The sequence below is a fragment of the Pseudomonas sp. EU05-FHT14B02 genome (assembly GCF_058791055.1).
Genome location: NZ_JBYTDD010000016.1, coordinates 64718 through 87721 on the forward strand (window position 1 = coordinate 64718; position 23004 = coordinate 87721).

Consider the following 23004-nt stretch of genomic DNA (forward strand, 5'->3'; position numbering starts at 1 on the left):
AAGTGTGCACGGCCGTTAGACTGCCTGCTTGATTTGCTAGAGGGGCGTGTGTCAGTCGCGCGCTCCCAATCTTTACATAGGCTTCCCCCCGAAATGATGGACATCAACGAGATTCGCGAATACCTGCCTCACCGTTACCCGTTCCTGCTGGTGGACCGGGTAGTGGAGCTGGATGTTGAGGGCAAGCGCATTCGCGCCTACAAGAATGTCAGCATCAACGAACCGTTCTTCAATGGTCACTTCCCTGCGCATCCAATCATGCCGGGCGTATTGATCATCGAGGCAATGGCTCAGGCTGCCGGGATCCTTGGTTTCAAAATGCTCGACGTGAAACCGGCTGACGGCACGCTCTATTACTTCGTCGGGTCTGACAAGCTGCGCTTCCGCCAACCGGTTTTGCCGGGCGATCAACTGATCCTTGAGGCCAAGTTCATCAGCTGCAAGCGTCAGATCTGGAAGTTCGAATGCCAGGCTTCGGTCGATGGCAAGCCTGTCTGCTCGGCTGAAATCATCTGTGCGGAACGCAAGCTATGAGTTTGATTGACCCTCGTGCAATCATCGATCCGACAGCCGTTCTGGCTGACGGCGTCGAGGTCGGCCCGTGGTCGATCGTCGGCGCAGGTGTGGAAATCGGCGAGGGGACAGTCATCGGGCCACACGTGATTCTCAAGGGCCCGACCCGAATCGGTAAGCACAATCGCATCTACCAGTTTTCCTCGGTGGGCGAAGACACACCCGACTTGAAGTACAAGGGCGAGGAAACCCGCCTGGTGATCGGTGATCACAATGTCATCCGTGAAGGCGTGACGATTCACCGTGGCACCATCCAGGATCGCTCGGAAACGACCCTGGGCGACCACAACCTGATCATGGCCTATGCCCACATTGGCCATGACAGCGTTATCGGCAACCATTGCATCCTGGTGAACAACACCGCACTGGCGGGCCATGTGCATGTTGAAGACTGGGCGATCCTTTCCGGTTTTACCCTGGTTCACCAGTATTGCCACATTGGCGCCCACAGCTTTTCAGGTATGGGTACAGCGATCGGCAAGGATGTTCCTGCGTATGTCACGGTGTTCGGCAACCCTGCCGAAGCCCGGAGCATGAACTTCGAGGGCATGCGCCGTCGGGGCTTCAGCGAAGATGCGATCCACGCGCTGCGTCGTGCCTACAAGGTGGTGTACCGCCAGGGCCTGACCGTGGAGCAGGCGCTCGCCGAACTGGCGGAGCCATCTGCGCAGTTCCCGGAAGTAGCGGTGTTCCGTGACTCCATCCAGTCTTCGACCCGCGGCATCACCCGCTAACCATGGCCAATCTGCGTATTGCGCTGGTAGCAGGTGAGGCTTCCGGTGACATTCTGGGTGCGGGTCTCATGCGCGCGCTCAAGGCTCGCCACCCGGCGGTCGAGTTCATCGGTGTCGGTGGTCCGTTGATGCAGGCTGAAGGCCTGACCTCGTATTTCCCGATGGAGCGTCTGTCCGTCATGGGGCTGGTTGAAGTGCTGGGCCGGTTGCGCGAGTTGCTGGCTCGGCGCAAGAAGCTGGTCGCCGACCTGATCGACGCGAAACCCGATGTATTCATCGGTATCGACGCGCCGGACTTCAATCTCAATATCGAACTCAAGCTGCGCCAGGCCGGGATCAAGACGGTGCATTACGTCAGCCCGTCGGTTTGGGCCTGGCGGCAGAAACGCGTGCTGAGGATTCGCGAAGGTTGCGACCTGATGCTCACGCTGTTCCCGTTCGAAGCCAGATTCTACGAAGAGAAAGGCGTGCCGGTGCGTTTCGTCGGCCATACCCTGGCCGATGCTATTCCACTGCAGGCCGATCGCGCTGCCGCGCGGGCTGAACTCGGTTTACCTGACGGGCCGCTGGTGGCGTTGATGCCAGGCAGCCGTGGCGGTGAAGTTGGCCGGCTCGGTTCATTGTTTCTCGATACGGCGCAGCGCCTGCGGGCGTTGCGCCCGGGGGTACGGTTTGTCATGCCATGCGCCAGTGCGCAACGTCGCGCACAGCTCGAAGAACTGTTGATCGGTCGCGATCTGCCGCTGACCCTGCTCGACGGGCAGTCTCATCTGGCCCTGGCAGCGTGCGATGCGGTGTTGATTGCCTCCGGTACCGCGACGCTTGAAGCGCTGCTGTACAAGCGACCGATGGTGGTCGCCTATCGCCTGGCGCCGCTGACGTTCTGGATTCTCAAGCGCATGGTGAAAAGCCCCTACATTTCGTTGCCGAACCTGTTGGCCCAACGTCTGTTGGTGCCCGAGTTGTTGCAGGACGATGCCACGGTCGAAGCGCTGGCCCAGACCTTGTCGCCACTGATCGAGGATGGGGAAGAGCAGACCCGCGGTTTTGACGAGATTCACCGGACCCTGCGTCTGGATGCCTCCAACCAGGCTGCGGACGCAGTGCTGAACCTGATCGGCCAAGTAAAATGAGTAAAACGAATATGCAGATGGGGCTGGATTTCACCTTGGTCGCTGAAATCGAAGAGTTGGTTGCCGGTGTTGATGAGGTAGGTCGTGGTCCGCTCTGTGGTGCGGTGGTGACAGCGGCGGTGATCCTTGATCCGAATCGCCCGATCCACGGCCTGAATGACTCGAAGAAACTCACCGAAGCCCGTCGCGAAAAGCTCTACGACGAAATCTGCGAAAAAGCGCTGAGCTGGTGTATCGCTCGCGCCGAAGTCGAAGAAATCGACGAACTGAATATCCTGCACGCCACCATGTTGGCCATGCAGCGCGCGGTCGCCGGGCTGCACGTTCAGCCGAAGCTGGCGATGATCGACGGCAATCGTTGCCCGAAACTGCCGATGCGCTCCGAAGCCGTGGTCAAGGGCGATAGCAAGGTTCCAGCCATCGCCGCCGCATCGATTCTGGCCAAGGTCAGCCGTGATCGTGAAATGGCCGCGTTCGAATTGATTTACCCGGGTTACGGCATCGGCGGGCACAAAGGCTACCCGACGCCTGTTCATCTGGAAGCGCTGGCACGGCTTGGGCCGACCCCGATTCATCGGCGTTCGTTTGCCCCGGTGCGGCTGGCGTATGAGGCGCTAGAGAGCGCCGTAGAGAGTTAGTCGCAAGGCTGATTTTTTTTACCAAGGCCCGGTACAATCCGGGCCTTGTTGTCTTCATGTTTATAGACAGGATCACTATGCCGGCTTCATTCGTTCACCTACGCCTGCACACTGAATACTCCCTGGTCGACGGTCTGGTGCGGATCAAGCCGCTGGTCAAGACCCTGGTAGGCATGAACATGCCTGCCGTGGCGGTCACCGACCAGAACAACATGTGTTCACTGGTCAAATTCTATAAAAACGCCATGGGTGCCGGGATCAAGCCGATCTGCGGCGCCGACCTGTGGCTGTCGAACAAGGATCCGGACAACCCCCTGAGCCGGATCAGCCTGCTGGTGATGAACGCCGAAGGCTATCGCAACCTCACCGAACTGATTTCCCGCGGCTTTATCGATGGTCAGCGCAACGGCGCGATCATCATCGAGCGCGAATGGGTTGCTGAAGCCAACTCGGGCCTGATCATGCTGTCGGCGGCCAAAGAAGGCGAGATCGGCCAAGCCATGCTCAGCGGCAACCCCGCCGAGGCAGAAACCCTGGCTCGCGAATGGATGGACGTGTTTCCGGATCGTTTCTATCTGGAAATCCAGCGCACCAACCGCCCCAACGATGAAGAACAACTGCACGGCGCCGTGGCCCTGGCCGAGAAGCTCGGTGCGCCGCTGGTAGCGACCAACGATGTGCGCTTCATCAAGCAGGAAGACTTCGCAGCCCATGAAACCCGCGTCTGCATCGGTGAAGGCCGCGCCCTCGACGATCCGCGGCGTTCGAAGAATTACAGCGACCAGCAGTATCTCAAAAGCGCCGAGGAAATGGCCGAGCTGTTCAGCGACATTCCCGAAGCGCTGGAAAACACCGTTGAGATCGCCAAGCGCTGCAACATTGAAGTGAAGCTGGGCACGCACTTCCTGCCCAACTTCCCGATCCCGGATGGCATGACCATCGATGAATACTTCCGCAAGGTGTCCTTCGACGGCCTGGAAGAGCGCCTTGCCGTTTTGCTGCCCAAGGACACTACCGAAGACTACGAGGCCAAGCGCCAGGTCTATGTCGACCGGCTGAATTTCGAGCTGGATATCATCATCCAGATGGGGTTCCCCGGTTACTTCCTGATCGTGATGGACTTTATCCAGTGGGCCAAGAATAACGGCGTACCGGTGGGTCCTGGCCGTGGATCGGGTGCCGGGTCGCTGGTGGCCTATGTGCAGAAGATCACCGACCTCGACCCGCTGGAATATGACCTGCTGTTCGAACGATTCCTCAACCCGGAACGGGTATCGATGCCCGACTTCGACGTTGACTTCTGCATGGACGGTCGCGACCGGGTAATCGACTACGTAGCAGAGAAGTACGGCCGCAATGCCGTGAGCCAGATCATCACCTTCGGTTCCATGGCGGCAAAGGCCGTGGTCCGTGACGTGGCGCGGGTGCAGGGCAAGTCCTATGGCCTGGCGGACCGTCTGTCGAAGATGATTCCGTTCGAAGTCGGCATGACTCTGGAAAAGGCCTATGAGCAGGAAGAGATCCTGCGCGACTTCATCAAGGTCGATGAAGAAGCCGCGGAAATCTGGGAAATGGCTCGCAAGCTCGAAGGTGTTGTGCGTAACGTCGGCAAGCACGCCGGTGGTGTGGTAATCGCCCCGACCAAGCTGACCGACTTCTCGCCGATCTATTGCGACGAGGCCGGTGACGGCCTGGTAACCCAGTTCGACAAGGACGACGTCGAGGCGGCCGGCCTTGTGAAGTTCGACTTCCTCGGCCTGCGGACCCTGACGATCATCGACTGGGCGCTGAAAACCATCAACCGCGACCGTGCCAAGGTCAACGAGCCGCCGCTGGATATCGCGTTCATCCCGCTGGACGACAAGCCGACCTACACCTTGCTGCAAAAAGCCGAAACCACGGCGGTGTTCCAGCTTGAATCCCGGGGCATGAAAGAGCTGATCAAAAAGCTCAAGCCCGACTGCCTGGAAGACTTGATCGCACTGGTGGCACTGTTCCGTCCGGGCCCGCTGCAATCGGGCATGGTGGACGACTTCATCAACCGTAAGCACGGTCGCGCCGAGCTGGCGTACCCGCACTCGGATTACCAGTACGAAGGCCTCAAGCCAGTACTGGCACCGACTTACGGCATCATCCTGTACCAGGAACAGGTGATGCAGATTGCCCAGGTCATGGCCGGTTACACCCTCGGTGGTGCGGACATGCTGCGTCGAGCCATGGGTAAGAAAAAGCCCGAAGAAATGGCCAAGCAGCGCGGCGGTTTCATTGAAGGTTGCGCCACCAACAATATTGACGCGGACCTTGCCGGTAACATTTTCGACCTGGTGGAAAAATTCGCCGGTTACGGCTTCAATAAATCCCACTCCGCCGCCTATGGCCTGGTGTCGTACCAGACCGCATGGCTGAAGGCGCACTACCCGGCGCCGTTCATGGCTGCGGTACTCTCGGCGGATATGCACAACACCGACAAGGTCGTGACCTTGATCGAAGAAGTGCGGACGATGAAGCTGCGTCTCGACGCGCCGGACGTGAACACGTCCGAATTCAAGTTCACGGTGAACGACGAAGGCCGGATCATTTACGGCCTGGGCGCCATCAAGGGCGTGGGTGAAGGCCCGGTCGAGGCGATTACCGAAGCGCGTCTGGCCGGTCCGTTCAAGGATCTGTTCGATTTCTGCGCACGGGTCGACCTCAAGCGCATCAACAAACGCACCCTCGACGGTTTGATCCGCAGCGGTGCCCTGGATCGCCTCGGGCCGTATTTCCACGATGAGCAGAAAGCCTACCAGGCCAACATCGACCGCAATCGCGCGGTGCTGCTGACGGCCATGGAAGAAGCGATCAAGGCGGCCGAACAGACCGCGCGCACTCAGGACAGTGGTCACTCCGACCTGTTTGGCGGTCTGTTTGTCGAAGAAGACGCCGACGTCTACGCCAATCACCGCAAGGCCAAGGAACTGACCCTCAAGGAGCGTCTGAAGGGGGAGAAAGACACCCTCGGCCTGTACCTGACCGGTCACCCGATCGACGAGTACGAAGGTGAAATTCGTCGCTTCGCCCGCCAGCGCATCATCGACCTGAAACCGGCGCGTGATACCCAGACCGTTGCCGGTATGATCATCGCCTTGCGGGTGATGAAGAACAAAAAGGGCGACAAGATGGGGTTCATCACCCTGGACGACCGCTCCGGACGGATCGAGGCCTCGCTGTTTTCCGAGGCGTTCCATTCCGCACAGTCACTATTGCAGACCGACGCGATGGTGGTGGTCGAAGGAGAGGTCAGCAACGACGACTTCTCCGGTGGCCTGAAATTGCGGGTCAAGCGGGTGATGAGCATGGAGGATGCGCGCACCAATCTGGCCGAAAGCCTGCGCCTGAAGTTGCATACCAAGGACCTCAAGGGCGATCAGCTACGCTGGCTGGGTGAACTGTTGAAGCGTCACCGCGGCGCGTGCCCGATCACCTTGGACTACACCAGCCCCGATGCGAAGGCCTTGTTGCAGTTCGGCGAAGGCTGGCGAATCGATCCGGCGGATGCGTTGATTCAAGCCCTGCGTGACCAGTTCGGGCGAGACAACGTCTTCCTCCAATACCGTTGACGGTCAGTGCTATCAGATTGCCCTGAGCTTGACCTGAATTTTTAATCTCGACCTCAACGCGCCTGTCCCTTAAGGTAGGGCGCGAATAGACAACCGGCCGGCCCAAGAACCCTTGGGACTCGACCCAAGACGGACGCCTATGAACCCGAATTTTCTAGATTTCGAACAGCCGATCGCCGACCTGCAAGCCAAGATCGAAGAGTTGCGCTTGGTCGGTAATGACAATTCGCTGAATATCGGCGATGAGATCTCCCGCCTGCAGGACAAGAGCAAAACGCTGACCGAAGACATCTTCGGCAAGCTGACCAGCTGGCAGATCGCACGTCTGGCGCGTCACCCGAAACGTCCGTATACCCTGGACTACATCGAACACATCTTCACCGAGTTCGACGAGCTGCACGGTGATCGTCACTTCTCGGACGACGCTGCTATTGTTGGCGGTATTGCCCGTCTGGATAACAAGCCGGTGATGGTTATCGGTCACCAGAAAGGCCGTGAAGTGCGCGAGAAGGTTCGCCGCAACTTCGGCATGCCGCGTCCGGAAGGCTACCGCAAGGCTTGCCGCCTGATGGAAATGGCCGAACGTTTCAAAATGCCGATCCTGACCTTCATCGATACCCCGGGCGCCTACCCTGGCATCGACGCTGAAGAGCGCAACCAGAGCGAAGCGATTGCCTGGAACCTGCGTGTCATGGCCCGCCTGAAAACCCCAATCATCGCCACCGTGATCGGTGAGGGTGGTTCCGGTGGTGCACTGGCGATCGGTGTCTGCGATCAGTTGAACATGCTGCAATACTCCACCTACGCGGTGATTTCGCCGGAAGGTTGCGCTTCGATTCTGTGGAAAACCTCCGAGAAGGCACCGGATGCCGCAGAAGCGATGGGCATCACCGCCGAGCGCCTCAAAGGCCTGGGCATCGTGGACAAGGTGATTGGCGAGCCACTGGGCGGCGCGCACCGCGACCCGGCCGCCGCAGCCGCATCGATCCGCGCCGAACTGAGCTCGCAACTGGCGATGCTGAAGAAGTTCGATAACGACGCGCTGCTCAAGCGCCGCTACGATCGACTGATGAGCTACGGTCTCTAAGCCGTACACGCAATGCCCATGTGGGAGCGAGCTAGCTCGCGATGAGGGGATGACAGTCGACGAATCTGTTGAATGTCAGGCCGCTATCGCGAGCAAGCTCGCTCCCATATTTGATTTGTGCAAGGTGATGGATATGAGTCGGTCCAATGTTGATCTGCCCGCCAGACTCTTGTTGAATCTTGCCTCGTGGCGCAATGCTGCGACTTGGCGCATCGCCTTCTCCGGCGGCCTCGACTCCACTGTCCTGCTGCACCTTCTGGCAACACTCTCCAAAACCGAATCCCTGCCGACGCTCAACGCCATCCATGTTCATCACGGCCTTCAAGCCGTAGCCGATACATGGCCGGAACATTGTCGTGCAGTGTGCGCTGCGCTGGGCGTGCCGCTGAAAGTAGTTCGCGTGCAGGTGCAGTCGGGTGCCAGCCTTGAACGTGTAGCCCGGGATGCGCGGTATCACGCCTTCACTGAAGCCCTTCAGGCCAACGAAGTGCTGCTGACGGCCCAGCACCGCGATGATCAGGCGGAAACGCTGCTGTTTCGCTTGTTGCGCGGAGCGGGCGTGCGCGGACTGTCCGGGATGCCTAGTCAGCGTCCTTTGGGCAAGGGGCATTTGCTGCGGCCAATGCTTGATGTCAGGCGGGCTGAGTTGGAGGCTTATGCCAATGCGCATGGTTTGAACTGGATCGAGGATCCCTCGAACCAGGATCGGCAGTACTCGCGCAATTACCTTAGGCATCAAGTATTGCCCGTGCTGATCCAGCGCTGGCCGCAAGCGGTGGCGACCATGGCCCGCAGCGCGACGCATTTGAGTGAGGCGCAGGGACTGCTCGAAGAACTGGCGGACATGGATTTGCGTGAGGCCAGCTCTGCCAGTGAGTTTGCCTGGCTGGGCTTGCGGTCGCTTGAGCTGGCGCCGCTTGCGCAATTGTCTGATGCCCGGCAGCGCAATGCCTTGAGTCATTGGCTCGAACCGCTGACCCGTTTGCCGGACACTGACCATTGGTCGGGTTGGGAGGATTTACGCGGTGCCACCGGCGATGCCTGCCCGGTGTGGCGGCTGGCCGATGGCGAACTGCATCGGGCGGGCGGGCGGATTTGGTGGCTGTCCGGCCACTGGCTGAGGCCTCTGCCCGGCGCCGGGGTGTGGCTGGATCTGGCTTCACCGCTGGCTATCCCGGGCAACGGCGTGCTTTCGCTGACCGGGCAAATCCCCGATGGCCCGCTGCATATCCGCTATCGTGAAGGGGGAGAGGTCATGGCATTGCCAGGCCGCGGCCATAGGGACCTGAAACGTTTGCTCAATGAAAGCGCTGTACCGTCCTTCGTGCGCGGCAGATTGCCGCTGCTCTACAAAGACGGGCAACTGCTGGCGGTAGCAAACCTCAAGGGGCTCGATGGTGGTGCACTCGGCGACTGGCATTTGCACTGGCAGCCACTGAACGAAGATCAAGGTTTGAGCTGAAAGGGGCTTTCCGGTAGACTACGCTCCCTTCTTGATACAACTTCTGTGGATTCGCCTGAATTGCAGGAGTTGCCGATTACCAAGCAGTCTTTGCTGGGCGATTCCAAAAAATGTGTAGCGAGCAACGAACCGGTGTTTCATTTTCCGGTCTGTCCCAACGCGGCGGTTTTTTCGAAAGGTGCACTGTGATTAATGCAGGTGATCGGGGGCTTCGGCCTTCCTTCGCTTTCCCCGGCGGCTCGGACCGCTTTAACGCAGACTTCTAGGGTTTTTCATGACGCGCTACATATTCGTCACGGGCGGTGTTGTTTCTTCATTGGGGAAAGGCATTGCATCGGCATCATTGGCGGCCATCCTGGAGGCGCGGGGACTTAAGGTCACCATGCTGAAGCTGGACCCGTACATCAACGTCGACCCGGGCACGATGAGCCCGTTCCAGCACGGTGAAGTGTTCGTCACTCACGACGGCGCCGAGACCGACCTGGACCTGGGTCACTACGAGCGGTTCATCCGCACGACCATGACCCAGAACAACAACTTCACCACGGGCCGTGTCTACGAACACGTCCTGCGCAAGGAGCGCCGTGGTGACTACCTGGGTGCAACCATCCAGGTGATCCCGCACATCACCGACGAAATCAAGCGCCGCATCATCAAGGGTGCCGGCGACGCTGACGTGGCAATGGTCGAAATCGGTGGCACCGTGGGTGACATCGAGTCGCAACCGTTCCTCGAGGCGATCCGCCAACTGCGTTTCGAAGTCGGCGCCAAGCGCGCGATGCTGATGCACCTGACGCTGGTGCCGTACATCGCCACTGCCGGCGAAACCAAGACCAAGCCTACCCAACACTCGGTGAAGGAACTGCGTTCCATCGGCCTGCAACCAGACGTGCTGGTCTGCCGCTCCGACCATCCTATCGATGTGTCGTCGCGTCGCAAGATCGCGCAGTTCACCAATGTTGAAGAACGTGCGGTAATCGCGCTGGAAGACGCCGATACCATCTACAAGATCCCGGGCATCCTGCACTCCCAGGGCCTGGACGATTTCGTCGTCGAGCGTTTCGGCCTGCAATGCGGCGGTGCCGATCTGTCCGAGTGGGAAGCCGTGGTCGACGCCAAGCTCAACCCTGAGCACGAAGTCACCATTGCCATGGTCGGCAAGTACATGGAGCTGCTGGACGCCTACAAGTCGCTGATCGAAGCGATGAGTCACGCGGGCATCAGCAACCGTACCAAGGTCAACCTGCGCTACATCGATTCCGAAGACATCGAGAACCAGGGCACCGCGCTGCTCGAAGGCGTCGATGCCATCCTGGTACCGGGCGGCTTCGGTCTGCGTGGCGTTGAAGGCAAGATCACTGCCGTTCAATACGCTCGCGAAAACAAGGTTCCGTACCTGGGTATCTGCCTGGGCATGCAAGTGGCCGTTATCGAGTTCGCCCGTAACGTGATGGGCTGGAAAGACGCCAACTCCACCGAGTTCGATCGTGCAAGCGGTCACCCGGTCGTGGGCCTGATCACCGAGTGGGAAGATGCCACCGGCGCCGTCGAAACCCGTACCGAAACCTCCGATCTGGGCGGCACCATGCGCCTGGGCGCGCAGGATTGCCTGCTGGAGCCGGGTTCCCTGGTCCACGGTTGCTACGGCAAGGACGTGATTGTCGAGCGTCATCGTCATCGCTACGAAGTGAACAACAACCTGCTGCCGCAAATCATGGAAGCCGGTTTGAAAATTTCCGGTCGTTCCGGTGATGGCGCACTGGTTGAAGTGGTTGAAGCTCCGGATCACCCATGGTTCGTCGCTTGCCAGTTCCACCCTGAGTTCACCTCGACGCCACGCGACGGTCACCCGCTGTTCAGCGGTTTCGTCAAGGCCGCGTTGGCTCAACACCAGAAGAAGGCGTAACCCCGATGGCACAGAAGATCATCCGCGTCGGCGACATCGAGATTGCCAACGACAAGCCAATGGTGCTGTTCGGCGGCATGAACGTGCTGGAAAGCCGTGACATGGCCATGCAGGTTTGCGAAGAGTATGTGAAGGTCACCGAAAAGCTCGGTATCCCTTACGTGTTCAAGGCCAGTTTCGACAAGGCCAACCGGTCTTCTGTGACCTCCTATCGTGGTCCTGGCCTGGAAGAAGGCATGCGCATCTTCCAGGACATCAAGCAAGCCTTCGGCGTGCCGATCATCACCGACGTCCACGAGCCTGACCAGGCCGCGGTCGTCGCTGAAGTCTGCGACATCATCCAGTTGCCGGCATTCCTGTCGCGCCAGACCGACCTCGTGGTCGCGATGGCCAAAACGGGCGCCGTGATCAACATCAAGAAAGCCCAGTTCCTCGCCCCCCAGGAAATGAAGCACATCCTGAACAAGTGCGTGGAAGCGGGTAACGATCAGTTGATCCTCTGCGAGCGTGGTTCGAGCTTCGGCTACAACAACCTCGTCGTCGACATGCTCGGCTTCGGCATCATGAAGCAGTTCGAATACCCGGTGTTCTTCGATGTGACCCACGCGCTGCAAATGCCTGGTGGTCGCTCCGATTCCGCCGGCGGTCGTCGCGCCCAGGTCACCGACCTGGCAAAAGCCGGTATGAGCCAGTCGCTGGCCGGCCTGTTCCTGGAAGCCCACCCGGATCCGGACAACGCCAAGTGCGACGGTCCTTGCGCCTTGCGCCTGGACAAACTGGAGCCATTCCTGGCCCAGCTCAAAGCTTTGGACGAACTGGTGAAGAGTTTTCCGACGGTAGAAACCGCGTAATCCTCAATTCTCCGGTAAAGTACCGCACGATTTAAAGCTCAGGCCCTCGGGCCTGAGCCTTGTCGTCTGCAAGACTGCCCGCTGCACCTCACTTGCCGACGATCAAAGATTTCCTACAGCTGCGTCGTTTTCGTCAACTTTGGAGTGTTTACAACAATGGCTAAAATCGTCGACATCAAAGGTCGTGAAGTTCTCGACTCCCGTGGCAATCCCACCGTGGAAGCGGACGTGCTTCTCGACAACGGCATCATCGGCAGTGCCTGCGCGCCGTCCGGTGCTTCCACTGGCTCGCGTGAAGCGCTCGAGCTGCGCGATGGCGACAAGAGCCGTTACCTGGGCAAGGGCGTTCTGAAGGCCGTTGCCAACATCAACGGTCCGATCCGTGACCTGTTGAAAGGCATGGACCCAAGCGACCAGAAAGCGCTCGATCTGGCAATGATCAAGCTCGACGGTACTGAAAACAAAGGTTCCCTGGGCGCTAACGCGATCCTCGCCGTTTCCCTGGCCGCGGCCAAGGCAGCAGCACAGGACCAGGACCTGCCGCTGTACGCTCACATCGCCAACCTGAACGGCACCCCGGGTGTCTACTCGATGCCGGTTCCGATGATGAACATCATCAACGGCGGCGAGCACGCCGATAACAACGTCGACATCCAGGAATTCATGGTTCAGCCGGTTGGCGCCAAGTCTTTCTCGGAAGGTCTGCGCATGGGCACAGAGATTTTCCACCACCTCAAAGCCGTGCTGAAGGCCCGTGGCCTGAGCACTGCCGTCGGTGACGAAGGTGGTTTCGCGCCGAACCTGGCCTCCAACGAAGACGCTTTGAAAGTGATCTCCGAAGCCGTGGCCAACGCCGGTTACAAGCTGGGTACCGATGTGACCCTGGCCCTGGACTGCGCAGCCAGCGAGTTCTACGAAGACGGCAAGTACAACCTGTCCGGCGAAGGCCAGGTGTTCACCGCCGAAGGTTTCGCTGACTACCTCAAAGGCCTGACCGAGCGTTACCCGATCATCTCCATCGAAGATGGCCTGGACGAGTCCGACTGGGCTGGCTGGAAGATCCTCACCGACAAGATCGGCGAGAAGACTCAGCTGGTAGGCGACGACCTGTTCGTGACCAACACCAAGATCCTGAAAGAAGGCATCGACAAGAAGATCGCCAACTCGATCCTGATCAAGTTCAACCAGATCGGCACCCTGACCGAAACCCTGGAAGCCATCCAGATGGCCAAGGCCGCCGGTTACACCGCAGTGATCTCGCATCGCTCCGGCGAAACCGAAGACTCGACCATTGCCGACCTGGCCGTGGGTACCTCGGCTGGCCAGATCAAGACCGGCTCCCTGTGCCGTTCCGACCGCGTTTCCAAGTACAACCAACTGCTGCGTATCGAAGAGCAGTTGAACGGCAAGGCCAAGTACAACGGTCGCGGCGAGTTCCGCGGTTAAGCGGAAATCGATAAAAAGACACCGGATTGTGTCGGAAAAATCGCTACAGCGACGTTTTTGCCACTAATCTGATGCCTTATATGCACAAGCCTGGTTCTTCCAGGCTTCGTGCTATCAGAAGCTTCACGTTTGGCATGGCTGTCTTTTTTCACTGGATACCTGATATTCGATGCGCAGTCCCAATTGGTTGTTCCTCATCCTGCTTTTGTTGCTGGCTGGCCTGCAGTACCGCCTGTGGGTGGGAAATGGCAGTCTGGCGCAAGTGGCCGAGTTGACTCAGCAGATTGCGGATCAGCAGGCTGAGAACCAGGCATTGCTGGAACGCAACCGGGTGATGGATGCCGAGGTCAGTGAGTTGAAAAAGGGCATGGAGACCGTCGAAGAGCGGGCTCGCCATGAGTTGGGTATGGTCAAGGACGGTGAAACCCTTTACCAGTTGGCCCAATGATTAATTCGTTACCGGCCTTCTGGGCCGTGATTCCTGCCGCGGGCGTCGGTGCCCGTATGGCCGCGGACCGTCCCAAGCAGTATCTGCAACTGGGCGGGCGCACTATTCTCGAACACAGCCTTGGCTGTTTCCTTGATCATCCATGCCTGAAAGGTTTGGTGGTCAGTGTTGCTGTGGACGATCCTTATTGGCCGAACCTGGCGTGTGCCAGTGATCCGCGTATTGCCCGGGTCGAGGGCGGCGCCGAACGTTCCGGGTCGGTGCTCAACGCCTTGCTGCACTTGCATGCACAGGGCGCTGATGATGAGGATTGGGTACTGGTTCACGATGCCGCACGGCCGAACCTCAGCCGTGACGATCTGGACAAATTGCTGGCTGAACTGGCTGACGATCCTGTCGGCGGGCTGCTGGCGGTTCCGGCGCGGGATACGCTCAAGCGGGTCGACAAGCACGGTCGTGTGGTCGAAACCGTGGATCGCAGTGTGATCTGGCAGGCCTACACGCCGCAGATGTTCCGCCTTGGGGCGCTGCATCGCGCTCTGGCTGACAGCCTGGTGGCAGATGCTGTTATTACCGACGAAGCTTCGGCGATGGAGTGGGCCGGTTCGGCACCGCGACTGGTCGAAGGGCGGTCCGATAACCTCAAGGTCACGCGTCCAGAAGACCTTGAATGGTTGAGACAGCGTTGGGCCAATCGTCACTGATTGACATCAGTTTCGGTATTCCGGCCTTTGCGCCAACCCTTCCTTCAAATAATCCACCAACTTGCGCACCTTCGGCGACAGATGCCGCTGCTGCGGATACAGCGCCCAAACCGCTGTGTTCGGTGGTTGATGCGCCTCCAGCAGCGAAATCAGCGCACCGCTCTTTAGATGCTCCAGTACGTAATAGTCCGGCAACTGACACAGCCCTACGCCTTGTAGCGCCGCGTCCAACACCGCTTGCCCACTGTTGCAGCGCCAGTTTCCCTGCACCCGTTGCGAATATTCCCGCCCGTTCTGTTCCAGCTGCCACAGATCCGAACTGCCGATGAGGCAGTTGTGGCGGCTCAGTTCCGACAAACTGTGTGGGCGACCGTACCGTTCAAGGTAGGACGGAGAGGCACAGAGAAACATGCGTCGCGGCGCGAGGCGGGTGGCGACCAGCCGTGAGTCCTGCAAGCGCCCGAGGCGAATCGCCAGGTCGAGGCCTTCATGCACCAGATCAAGCTGGCGGTTGCTCAGTTCGATATCGACGCGCAATTGCGGATACAGGCCCATGAAGCGAGTCACCAGCGGCACGATGAACCGTTCGCCATAGGCCACGGCACAGGTCATGCGCAGCATGCCCTTGGGTTCGCTGGTCAAATCGCCCACCGCGCGCAACGCCTCTTCGCGGCCATCCTGCAAGCGCTGACAATGTTGCAGGAAGGTTTGCCCGGCCTCGGTCAGCGTGACCCGGCGGGTGCTGCGGTAGAGCAGGCGGGTTTGCAGGCGCTCTTCGAGGCGTACGATTTGTCGACTGATATGGGAGGAAGAAACCCCCAGGCGTTGCGCGGCAGCGGTGAACTGGTTGCATTCGGCAACGGCGACAAACTCGTCGATCCCTTCCCAGCGATTTTCGGACATCAATGATTATCCCTGTGTGGCAATAATATTTTGCATTTGCATCGATTATTCATCGTTGAGCCATGTATTACACTCCTTGTCTTGTTTTAATTCACTGGAGAATCACCATGATCAAGTCGCGCGCCGCCGTTGCCTTCGAGGCCAAAAAGCCCCTCGAAATCGTTGAAGTCGATGTCGCCATGCCCAAGGCCGGCGAAGTCTTGCTGCGCGTGGTGGCCTCCGGTGTTTGCCATACCGATGCCTACACACTGTCCGGCGCTGATCCGGAAGGCATCTTCCCGTCGATCCTCGGCCATGAAGGTGGTGCGATCGTGGAAGCAATCGGTGAGGGCGTGACCTCTGTTGCAGTTGGTGATCATGTGATCCCGCTGTACACCCCGGAGTGCCGTCAGTGCAAATTCTGCCTGTCGGGAAAAACCAACCTCTGCCAGGCGATTCGCGCGACCCAAGGCAAAGGCTTGATGCCCGACGGTACTTCGCGTTTTTCCTACAAGGGCGAAACGATTTTCCACTATATGGGCACTTCCACGTTCTCCGAGTACACCGTGCTTCCGGAGATTTCCGTTGCGAAAATCGCCAAGGAAGCACCACTGGAAAAAGTCTGCCTGCTGGGCTGCGGTGTCACTACCGGTATCGGTGCAGTGCTCAACACCGCCAAGGTGAAGCCGGGTGATACCGTGGCCATTTTCGGCCTTGGCGGCATCGGTCTGTCGGCTGTTATCGGCGCCGTAAAAGCCAAGGCTGCCCGCATCATCGCCATCGACATCAACCCGGCCAAATTCGAGATCGCCAAGCAGCTGGGTGCAACCGATTGCGTGAACCCGAAAGATTTCGATCGTCCGATCCAGGAAGTCATCGTCGACATGACCGATGGTGGCGTCGACTTTTCCTTCGAGTGCATTGGTAACGTGCAGTTGATGCGTGCTGCGCTTGAGTGCTGCCACAAGGGTTGGGGCGAGTCGGTGATCATCGGTGTGGCCGGTGCCGGCCAGGAAATTTCAACCCGTCCGTTCCAGCTGGTCACCGGCCGTGTCTGGCGCGGTTCGGCGTTCGGCGGCGTGCGCGGCCGTACCGAGTTGCCGAGCTATGTGGAAATGGCCGAGACCGGTGAGATTCCGCTGGATACCTTCATCACCCACACCATGGGCCTGGAAGATATCAACAAGGCGTTTGACCTGATGCACGAAGGGAAAAGCATTCGCTCCGTCATCCATTTCTGAGGTCCGCCATGAGCCTGGAAAACATCTCCTGCCAGAAAAGCTTCGGCGGCTGGCACAAACGCTATCGCCATCGCTCGGAAGTGCTCGGCTGCGACATGGTATTTGCCGTGTATCTGCCGCCGCAGGCGGAGCAGGGCGGCAAGCTGCCGGTGTTGTACTGGTTGTCTGGCCTGACCTGCACCGACGAGAACTTCATGCAGAAGGCCGGTGCCATGCGCATGGCCGCCGAGCTTGGGCTGATCATCGTCGCACCGGATACCAGCCCACGCGGTCCCGAAGTGCCGGGCGATCCGGATGGCGCCTGGGACTTTGGCCTAGGCGCCGGATTTTACCTGAATGCCACTCAGGAGCCGTGGTCGCGGCACTATCGGATGCATGACTATGTCGTGCAGGAATTGCCGACATTGGTCGAAGCCCATTTCCCGGCGTCGGACAAGCGTGGCATCAGTGGTCACTCCATGGGCGGCCATGGTGCGCTGGTCTGCGCCTTGCGCAATCCGAGGCGCTATCTGTCGGTGTCGGCGTTCTCGCCAATCAACAACCCGATGGATTGCCCGTGGGGGCAGAAAGCCTTTTCCCGCTATCTGGGAGAGGACCGTTCGAAATGGCGCGAATGGGATGCCTGCGCGTTGATTGCCGAGGCCGATGAAAAGCTGCCGCTGTTGGTCGACCAGGGTGATCGCGACGACTTCCTCGCCAACCAGCTCAAGCCGGAAGCCTTGCAGCAGGCAGCCAAACTGGCCGGTCACCCGCTGACGTTGCGTCTGCAACCGGGCTATGACCACAGCTATTTCTTCATTGCCAGTTTCATCGATGAGCACTTGCGGCATCACGCGCATGCTCTGGTTGGCTAATGCAGGTAGAATCACGCCCTGACAAAAATCGGGGCGTTTTTTTATGCGTATTGGCCACGGCTATGATGTGCACCGTTTCGCTGAAGGCGATTTCATCACTCTGGGCGGTGTGCGCATTGCACACAGCTTCGGGCTGCTCGCCCACTCCGACGGTGACGTCCTCTTGCACGCCTTGAGCGATGCCTTGCTCGGCGCTGCGGCGCTGGGCGACATCGGCAAGCATTTCCCGGATACCGACCCACAATTCAAGGGCGCCGACAGCCGTGCGCTGTTGCGTCACGTCGTCGCACTGGTCCATGCCAAAGGTTGGAAAGTCGGCAACGTTGATAACACCATCGTCGCCCAGGCGCCGAAAATGGCCCCGCATATCGAATCGATGCGTGCGCTGATTGCCGCGGATCTTCAAGTAGAGTTGGATCAAGTGAACGTTAAAGCTACCACCACCGAAAAGCTCGGCTTTGTCGGTCGCGAAGAAGGCATTGCCGTGCACTCCGTTGCCTTGTTGCTGCGCGCATGAACGAACTGCAATTGCTCGGCCCGCGGGCTTACGGTGAGACTCTCGGCGCGGCGGTCCTGAAAGCGATCGCCGAAGATTTCCAGGTCGACGAAGTCCTCGACATTCCCCTCAGCGGCGAAGGCGAACACCTTTGGATCTGGGTGGAAAAGCGTGGTCTGAATACTGAAGAAGCGGCACGACGGATTGCCAAGGCTGCCGGCGTGCCATTGCGCACCGTCAGTTATGCCGGGCTCAAGGACCGTCAGGCGTTGACTCGCCAGTGGTTCAGCGTGCAGTTGCCGGGCAAGGCTGACCCTGATCTGTCGGCTGCGGAAAACGAGACGCTGAAGATCCTCAAGACCGCCCGCCACAAGCGCAAACTGCAACGCGGTGCCCACTCGGCCAACGGTTTTACGTTGCGCCTTACGCAATTCGCTGGCGACAAGGCTGCGCTTGAAGAGCGTCTGCAACTGATCGCCAAACAAGGCATCCCCAATTATTTCGGCGCCCAGCGTTTCGGCCATGACGGCGGCAACGTCGTCGATGCTCGCGCCTGGGCCGCGCGCAAGGCCTTGCCGGAGCAGCGCAATGTGCGCTCGCGTCTGCTCTCGACCGCCCGCAGTTTTCTGTTCAACCAGGTGCTGGCCGCACGAGTTGCCGATGGCACCTGGCAGCGTGCCCAGGTGGGCGATCTGCTCGCGTTCACCGATAGCCGCAGCTTCTTTCCGGCGGGTGAGGCCGAGTGCAGCGACCCGCGTCTGGCGATTCTTGATCTGCACCCGACAGGTCCGCAGTGGGGCGAAGGTGACTCGCCGGCCACGGGCGCTGTCCATGAACTGGAGCAGGCAATCGCCGCGCGCGAAGCGGACCTTCGCGATTGGTTGATTAACGCCGGTATGAACCACGAACGTCGCATCCTGCGGCTGCCCATTGGCGGGTTGACGTGGCATTATCCCGAGCCTGACATTCTGCAACTGGAATTCGTCCTGCCGGCCGGATGCTTCGCCACCGTATTGGTGCGCGAGCTTGTTGATCTGGTGCCGGTGGGGCAGACGGACAGCCCATGCGTATTCTGATTTCTAACGACGATGGGGTAGCAGCACCCGGTCTCGCCGCGCTTTATGCTGCGCTGGCGGATTACACCGAGTGCGTGGTTATCGCCCCGGACCAGGACAAGAGCGGCGCCAGCAGTTCGCTGACGCTTGACCGTCCGTTGCATCCGCAAACCCTGGCCAACGGCTTTATCAGCCTCAACGGCACGCCAACCGATTGTGTGCACCTGGGCCTTAACGGCCTGCTTGAGCGCGAAGCGGACATGGTGGTTTCCGGAATAAACCTGGGTGCGAACCTGGGGGACGATGTCCTGTATTCCGGCACGGTGGCGGCGGCCCTCGAGGGGCGTTTCCTGAGTCACCCTTCGTTTGCCTTTTCGCTGGTCTCACGCCAGATAGAGAACCTTCCCACAGCTGCCCATTTCGCGCGCAAACTGGTTGAAGCCCATGCTGACCTGGATCTGCCACCGCGTACGGTACTGAACGTGAATATTCCCAATTTGCCGTTGGACCGTATCCGCGGTATCCAGCTCACCCGCCTGGGCCATCGCGCCCGGGCCGCGGCACCGATAAAAGTGGTGGATCCGCGGGGCAAGTCCGGTTACTGGATCGCGGCAGCCGGGGATGCCGAAGATGGCGGCCCGGGTACCGATTTCCATGCAGTGATGCAGGGTTATGTTTCGATCACGCCGCTGCAACTGGATCGCACCTTCAATGATGCCTTCAGAAGTCTGGACGGCTGGCTGGAGGGGCTGCGCTGATGGGTCGCGAACAAGACGATATGCTGCGTCGCGGCATCGGCATGACCTCCCAGCGAACCCGGGAGCGGCTGATCCAGCGCCTGTACGAAGAAGGCATCTCCAACGCCAGGGTACTGGAGGTCATTCGCCGGACCCCGCGCCACCTGTTCGTCGACGAAGCGCTGGCGCACCGTGCCTATGAAGACACCGCGCTGCCGATTGGCAACAACCAGACCATCTCCCAGCCTTATATGGTGGCGCGCATGAGCGAGCTGCTGCTGGAGGCCGGACCACTCGACAAGGTGCTGGAGATCGGCACCGGGTCGGGCTATCAGACGGCGGTGCTGTCGCAACTGGTCGAGCGTGTGTTCTCGGTCGAGCGCATCAAGGTTCTGCAGGATCGGGCAAAGGAACGACTGGTCGAACTGAACCTGCGCAACGTGGTGTTCCGCTGGGGCGATGGCTGGGAGGGCTGGCCGGCACTGGCGCCATACAACGGGATTATCGTCACCGCAGTGGCAACCGACGTGCCTCAGGCATTGCTTGACCAGTTGGCACCGGGAGGCCGAATGGTGATCCCGGTCGGGGCTGGCGAAGTCCAGCAATTGATGCTGATCATCCGCGAGGAACAAGGTTTTTCCAGGCATGTCCTGGGGGCTGTGCGCTTCGTGCCATTGCTCAATGGGCCACTGGCCTGAGCATTTGTTTCGGCACGCTGAATTCTCTTCGATTGCCTTTGTCTTACAGCGGCATCGTTGCGTTAAACGGGATTCATCATCAGGCAGCAAACGTGTGCGCGGTACCGATTCGCCACATTAAAGGTAAAGCGTGCACGGCCCGTTATACTTGCGACAGTTCATGCCGGACTCCGGCATTTCACATTTTCAGCCACCACAGAGGGAGCGGCGGGTGAGTCTCACAGTCATTGCGCAGCGTATGAGTAAAACGAGCTTTCAGCGCCTGGTGACTGGCCTTGTCTTGAGCACCTTGCTGGTCGGTTGTTCCAGCAACAAGTCCAGCGATGTTCGTGTCGTGGACCGTAACAATGCCGCGGCTCAGCGTCCAGCCGTGACCACCGGACAATACATTGTTCGGCCCAAGGACACCCTGTTCTCCATCGCCTTCCGTTATGGCTGGGACTACAAGGCCCTGGCGGCACGCAACAACATTCCTGCGCCTTACACCATCCGTCCGGGTCAGACGATTCGCTTTGATGGCCGTACCGATTCAACGTCGACGGCGGTGGTCAGTTCGTCCAGTTCAACACCTTCGTCGTCGAGTAAAACCACGGTCATCCGTCGTTCGGCAAACGGTACGACCACCAGCACAACGACGGTTGTACCGTCCGTCGCGAGCAAGCCAGCCCCTGCTCCTTTGCCACCTCCCGGGCCAGCCCCGACCGGCTGGGGATGGCCATCTAATGGCATTCTGATTGGAAAATTCTCTTCAAACGGTAGTTTGAATAAAGGAATTGATATCGCCGGAGATTTGGGACAGCCTGTTTTAGCTGCGTCTGATGGGACGGTGGTATACGCCGGGAGTGGCTTAAGGGGCTACGGCGAATTAGTGATCATCAAGCACAGTGAAACCTACGTCAGTGCCTACGGACATAACCGCAGGCTGTTGGTTCGGGAGGGGCAGCAGGTCAAGGTCGGACAGACAATTGCCGAAATGGGGTCAACGGGTACAGACCGGGTGAAACTGCATTTTGAGATTCGCCGCCAAGGTAAACCTGTAGATCCGCTGCAATTCCTGCCACGCCGTTGATCGCTACCAGCCTGTTCCGTCGCGTAGAGGGGACAGGCTCCAGCGTTGCCAGGGAGAAAGGCGCCGCTTGAGCTTGAGGTCGAACTCACCAAAGGACTATAACAATGGCTCTCAGTAAAGAAGTGCCGGAGTTTGACATCGACGATGAGGTTCTCCTGATGGAGAGCAGTATCGATACGGATTCGATGTCGAATGATGAAGGGGCGGCTCCACCTTCCGTTCGTGCCAAATCCAAACACTCCGCATCCTTGAAACAACACAAGTACATTGACTACACGCGGGCACTTGATGCCACGCAGTTGTATCTCAATGAAATTGGTTTCTCTCCCCTGCTGTCACCCGAAGAAGAAGTTCATTTTGCGCGCCTGTCGCAAAGTGGCGATCCGGCCGGGCGCAAACGCATGATTGAAAGCAACCTGCGACTGGTGGTGAAAATCGCCCGACGCTACGTCAATCGTGGGCTGTCGCTGCTGGACCTGATCGAAGAGGGCAACCTCGGCTTGATCCGGGCGGTGGAGAAGTTCGATCCGGAACGCGGTTTCCGCTTCTCGACCTACGCGACCTGGTGGATTCGCCAGACCATCGAACGCGCAATCATGAATCAGACCCGGACCATCCGGCTGCCGATCCATGTGGTCAAGGAGCTGAACGTGTACCTGCGGGCCGCGCGCGAGCTGACGCAAAAACTCGACCATGAACCCTCACCCGAAGAAATCGCCAACCTGCTGGAAAAACCGGTGGGAGAGGTCAAGCGTATGCTCGGCCTTAACGAAAGGGTTTCTTCGGTCGACGTCTCGCTGGGTCCGGATTCTGATAAAACACTGCTGGACACCCTGACTGACGATCGTCCAACCGATCCATGCGAATTGTTGCAGGACGACGACCTGTCCCAGAGCATCGATCAATGGCTCTCGGAACTGACCGACAAGCAACGCGAAGTGGTTGTACGCCGCTTCGGCCTGCGCGGCCATGAAAGCAGCACCCTTGAAGACGTCGGCCTGGAAATCGGCCTGACCCGGGAGCGGGTCAGGCAGATTCAGGTGGAAGGCTTGAAGCGGCTACGCGAGATCCTTGAAAAAAATGGTCTGTCGAGCGAGTCGCTGTTCCAATAAGGCACTCACTGCGATGGCATGAAAAACCCCGACTTGCTCGGGGTTTTTTATTGCCTGGCCAGGAGGCCGAGCCCCCTCGGGATTTTGGTTTCGTGCTGTAAGCCTAGGCTTACTCTTGCGTAAGTGTTCGTTATTTTTACACCCCGGCAGTCGTCCATTCGGAGCGCTGACCGCCTATATGTGTTTGATTTATATTAATATTTTTTAGTATTAATGATGTGTGACACCAGAATCTCGCGCCAAGGGCCGATTGATCCCGGAGGGGAACACTTTAGTATT

The 23004-nt window shown here is 59.1% G+C and carries 21 protein-coding genes; 20 read left to right on the forward strand and 1 reads right to left on the reverse strand.

Features of this window, described 5'->3' with window-relative positions; all coding sequences use genetic code 11:
* Positions 1-93: 93 nt before the first annotated feature.
* From fabZ to ispD, 12 genes are all read left to right on the forward strand, one after another.
* A complete protein-coding gene (gene fabZ / locus AC3WTM_RS16130; RefSeq protein WP_007978374.1) occupies positions 94-534 on the forward strand; it encodes a 3-hydroxyacyl-ACP dehydratase FabZ in 441 nt (146 codons plus the stop codon).
* On the forward strand, positions 531-1307 hold the full coding sequence (lpxA, locus tag AC3WTM_RS16135; RefSeq protein ID WP_057716167.1) for an acyl-ACP--UDP-N-acetylglucosamine O-acyltransferase: 777 nt from the start codon (positions 531-533) through the stop codon (positions 1305-1307). Before fabZ ends, lpxA begins: the two co-directional genes overlap by 4 nt.
* A gap of 2 nt (positions 1308-1309) precedes the next feature.
* Positions 1310-2440 (forward strand): lipid-A-disaccharide synthase, encoded by a 1131-nt coding sequence (gene lpxB / locus AC3WTM_RS16140; RefSeq protein ID WP_102669833.1) that lies wholly within the window; start codon positions 1310-1312, stop codon positions 2438-2440.
* Between the two features lie 11 nt (positions 2441-2451).
* Positions 2452-3078 (forward strand): ribonuclease HII, encoded by a 627-nt coding sequence (rnhB, locus tag AC3WTM_RS16145; RefSeq protein WP_102669834.1) that lies wholly within the window; start codon positions 2452-2454, stop codon positions 3076-3078.
* Positions 3079-3155: 77 nt separating this feature from the next.
* On the forward strand, positions 3156-6677 hold the full coding sequence (gene dnaE, locus AC3WTM_RS16150; protein WP_057716164.1) for a DNA polymerase III subunit alpha: 3522 nt from the start codon (positions 3156-3158) through the stop codon (positions 6675-6677).
* Positions 6678-6816: 139 nt separating this feature from the next.
* Positions 6817-7764, forward strand: coding sequence for an acetyl-CoA carboxylase carboxyltransferase subunit alpha (locus AC3WTM_RS16155; protein ID WP_102669835.1), 948 nt, complete (start codon positions 6817-6819; stop codon positions 7762-7764).
* A gap of 133 nt (positions 7765-7897) precedes the next feature.
* Positions 7898-9226 carry a tRNA lysidine(34) synthetase TilS gene (gene tilS, locus AC3WTM_RS16160; RefSeq protein ID WP_102669836.1) on the forward strand — a complete coding sequence of 443 codons (1329 nt, stop codon included), beginning with the start codon at positions 7898-7900 and terminating at the stop codon, positions 9224-9226.
* A gap of 274 nt (positions 9227-9500) precedes the next feature.
* Entirely contained in the window at positions 9501-11132 is a 1632-nt protein-coding gene (pyrG, locus tag AC3WTM_RS16165) for a CTP synthase (RefSeq protein WP_057716161.1), read from the forward strand.
* A gap of 5 nt (positions 11133-11137) precedes the next feature.
* On the forward strand, positions 11138-11983 hold the full coding sequence (gene kdsA, locus AC3WTM_RS16170; RefSeq protein WP_015093773.1) for a 3-deoxy-8-phosphooctulonate synthase: 846 nt from the start codon (positions 11138-11140) through the stop codon (positions 11981-11983).
* A 156-nt stretch (positions 11984-12139) separates the two neighbouring features.
* Positions 12140-13429, forward strand: coding sequence for a phosphopyruvate hydratase (gene eno / locus AC3WTM_RS16175; protein WP_008019783.1), 1290 nt, complete (start codon positions 12140-12142; stop codon positions 13427-13429).
* 169 nt (positions 13430-13598) lie between these two features.
* Complete coding sequence (gene ftsB, locus AC3WTM_RS16180; protein WP_007970710.1) at positions 13599-13877, forward strand: cell division protein FtsB; 279 nt, start codon at positions 13599-13601, stop codon at positions 13875-13877.
* Positions 13874-14581 (forward strand): 2-C-methyl-D-erythritol 4-phosphate cytidylyltransferase, encoded by a 708-nt coding sequence (gene ispD / locus AC3WTM_RS16185; RefSeq protein ID WP_102669837.1) that lies wholly within the window; start codon positions 13874-13876, stop codon positions 14579-14581. The genes ftsB and ispD overlap by 4 nt, the downstream gene beginning before the upstream one ends.
* Positions 14582-14587: 6 nt before the next feature.
* Here ispD and AC3WTM_RS16190 read toward each other — a convergent pair whose 3' ends face one another.
* A complete protein-coding gene (locus AC3WTM_RS16190; RefSeq protein WP_102669838.1) occupies positions 14588-15484 on the reverse strand; it encodes a LysR substrate-binding domain-containing protein in 897 nt (298 codons plus the stop codon).
* A 107-nt stretch (positions 15485-15591) separates the two neighbouring features.
* Between AC3WTM_RS16190 and AC3WTM_RS16195 the strand changes: the two genes are divergently transcribed.
* The 8 genes from AC3WTM_RS16195 to rpoS all read left to right on the forward strand — a co-directional run bounded on the left by AC3WTM_RS16195 (position 15592) and on the right by rpoS (position 22725).
* Positions 15592-16704 (forward strand): S-(hydroxymethyl)glutathione dehydrogenase/class III alcohol dehydrogenase, encoded by a 1113-nt coding sequence (locus AC3WTM_RS16195; RefSeq protein WP_015093777.1) that lies wholly within the window; start codon positions 15592-15594, stop codon positions 16702-16704.
* An 8-nt stretch (positions 16705-16712) separates the two neighbouring features.
* Entirely contained in the window at positions 16713-17558 is an 846-nt protein-coding gene (fghA, locus tag AC3WTM_RS16200) for an S-formylglutathione hydrolase (RefSeq protein ID WP_102669839.1), read from the forward strand.
* Positions 17559-17601: 43 nt separating this feature from the next.
* Entirely contained in the window at positions 17602-18075 is a 474-nt protein-coding gene (gene ispF / locus AC3WTM_RS16205; RefSeq protein WP_007970721.1) for a 2-C-methyl-D-erythritol 2,4-cyclodiphosphate synthase, read from the forward strand.
* Complete coding sequence (truD, locus tag AC3WTM_RS16210) at positions 18072-19130, forward strand: tRNA pseudouridine(13) synthase TruD (RefSeq protein WP_102669840.1); 1059 nt, start codon at positions 18072-18074, stop codon at positions 19128-19130. Before ispF ends, truD begins: the two co-directional genes overlap by 4 nt.
* Positions 19118-19867 (forward strand): 5'/3'-nucleotidase SurE, encoded by a 750-nt coding sequence (surE, locus tag AC3WTM_RS16215; protein WP_102669841.1) that lies wholly within the window; start codon positions 19118-19120, stop codon positions 19865-19867. The genes truD and surE overlap by 13 nt, the downstream gene beginning before the upstream one ends.
* Positions 19868-19908: 41 nt before the next feature.
* Complete coding sequence (locus tag AC3WTM_RS16220; protein WP_172435346.1) at positions 19909-20544, forward strand: protein-L-isoaspartate(D-aspartate) O-methyltransferase; 636 nt, start codon at positions 19909-19911, stop codon at positions 20542-20544.
* Positions 20545-20755: 211 nt separating this feature from the next.
* Positions 20756-21613, forward strand: a complete 858-nt coding sequence (locus AC3WTM_RS16225; RefSeq protein WP_102669842.1) for a peptidoglycan DD-metalloendopeptidase family protein — start codon at positions 20756-20758, stop codon at positions 21611-21613.
* A gap of 104 nt (positions 21614-21717) precedes the next feature.
* The gene (rpoS, locus tag AC3WTM_RS16230) at positions 21718-22725 is read left to right on the forward strand and encodes an RNA polymerase sigma factor RpoS (protein WP_007990225.1); all 1008 of its coding nucleotides are present in this window, start codon (positions 21718-21720) and stop codon (positions 22723-22725) included.
* The last annotated feature ends 279 nt before the right edge of the window (positions 22726-23004 follow it).

Excerpts from the sequence above, each read along its gene's own strand:
- fabZ (WP_007978374.1), top strand. The coding sequence starts at position 94 with ATGATGGACATCAACGAGATTCGCGAATACCTGCCTCACCGTTACCCG.
- lpxA (WP_057716167.1), top strand. The coding sequence starts at position 531 with ATGAGTTTGATTGACCCTCGTGCAATCATCGATCCGACAGCCGTTCTG.
- lpxB (WP_102669833.1), top strand. The coding sequence starts at position 1,310 with ATGGCCAATCTGCGTATTGCGCTGGTAGCAGGTGAGGCTTCCGGTGAC.
- rnhB (WP_102669834.1), top strand. The coding sequence starts at position 2,452 with ATGCAGATGGGGCTGGATTTCACCTTGGTCGCTGAAATCGAAGAGTTG.
- dnaE (WP_057716164.1), top strand. The coding sequence starts at position 3,156 with ATGCCGGCTTCATTCGTTCACCTACGCCTGCACACTGAATACTCCCTG.
- AC3WTM_RS16155 (WP_102669835.1), top strand. The coding sequence starts at position 6,817 with ATGAACCCGAATTTTCTAGATTTCGAACAGCCGATCGCCGACCTGCAA.
- tilS (WP_102669836.1), top strand. The coding sequence starts at position 7,898 with ATGAGTCGGTCCAATGTTGATCTGCCCGCCAGACTCTTGTTGAATCTT.
- pyrG (WP_057716161.1), top strand. The coding sequence starts at position 9,501 with ATGACGCGCTACATATTCGTCACGGGCGGTGTTGTTTCTTCATTGGGG.
- kdsA (WP_015093773.1), top strand. The coding sequence starts at position 11,138 with ATGGCACAGAAGATCATCCGCGTCGGCGACATCGAGATTGCCAACGAC.
- eno (WP_008019783.1), top strand. The coding sequence starts at position 12,140 with ATGGCTAAAATCGTCGACATCAAAGGTCGTGAAGTTCTCGACTCCCGT.
- ftsB (WP_007970710.1), top strand. The coding sequence starts at position 13,599 with ATGCGCAGTCCCAATTGGTTGTTCCTCATCCTGCTTTTGTTGCTGGCT.
- ispD (WP_102669837.1), top strand. The coding sequence starts at position 13,874 with ATGATTAATTCGTTACCGGCCTTCTGGGCCGTGATTCCTGCCGCGGGC.
- AC3WTM_RS16190 (WP_102669838.1), bottom strand. The coding sequence starts at position 15,484 with ATGTCCGAAAATCGCTGGGAAGGGATCGACGAGTTTGTCGCCGTTGCC.
- AC3WTM_RS16195 (WP_015093777.1), top strand. The coding sequence starts at position 15,592 with ATGATCAAGTCGCGCGCCGCCGTTGCCTTCGAGGCCAAAAAGCCCCTC.
- fghA (WP_102669839.1), top strand. The coding sequence starts at position 16,713 with ATGAGCCTGGAAAACATCTCCTGCCAGAAAAGCTTCGGCGGCTGGCAC.
- ispF (WP_007970721.1), top strand. The coding sequence starts at position 17,602 with ATGCGTATTGGCCACGGCTATGATGTGCACCGTTTCGCTGAAGGCGAT.
- truD (WP_102669840.1), top strand. The coding sequence starts at position 18,072 with ATGAACGAACTGCAATTGCTCGGCCCGCGGGCTTACGGTGAGACTCTC.
- surE (WP_102669841.1), top strand. The coding sequence starts at position 19,118 with ATGCGTATTCTGATTTCTAACGACGATGGGGTAGCAGCACCCGGTCTC.
- AC3WTM_RS16220 (WP_172435346.1), top strand. The coding sequence starts at position 19,909 with ATGACCTCCCAGCGAACCCGGGAGCGGCTGATCCAGCGCCTGTACGAA.
- rpoS (WP_007990225.1), top strand. The coding sequence starts at position 21,718 with ATGGCTCTCAGTAAAGAAGTGCCGGAGTTTGACATCGACGATGAGGTT.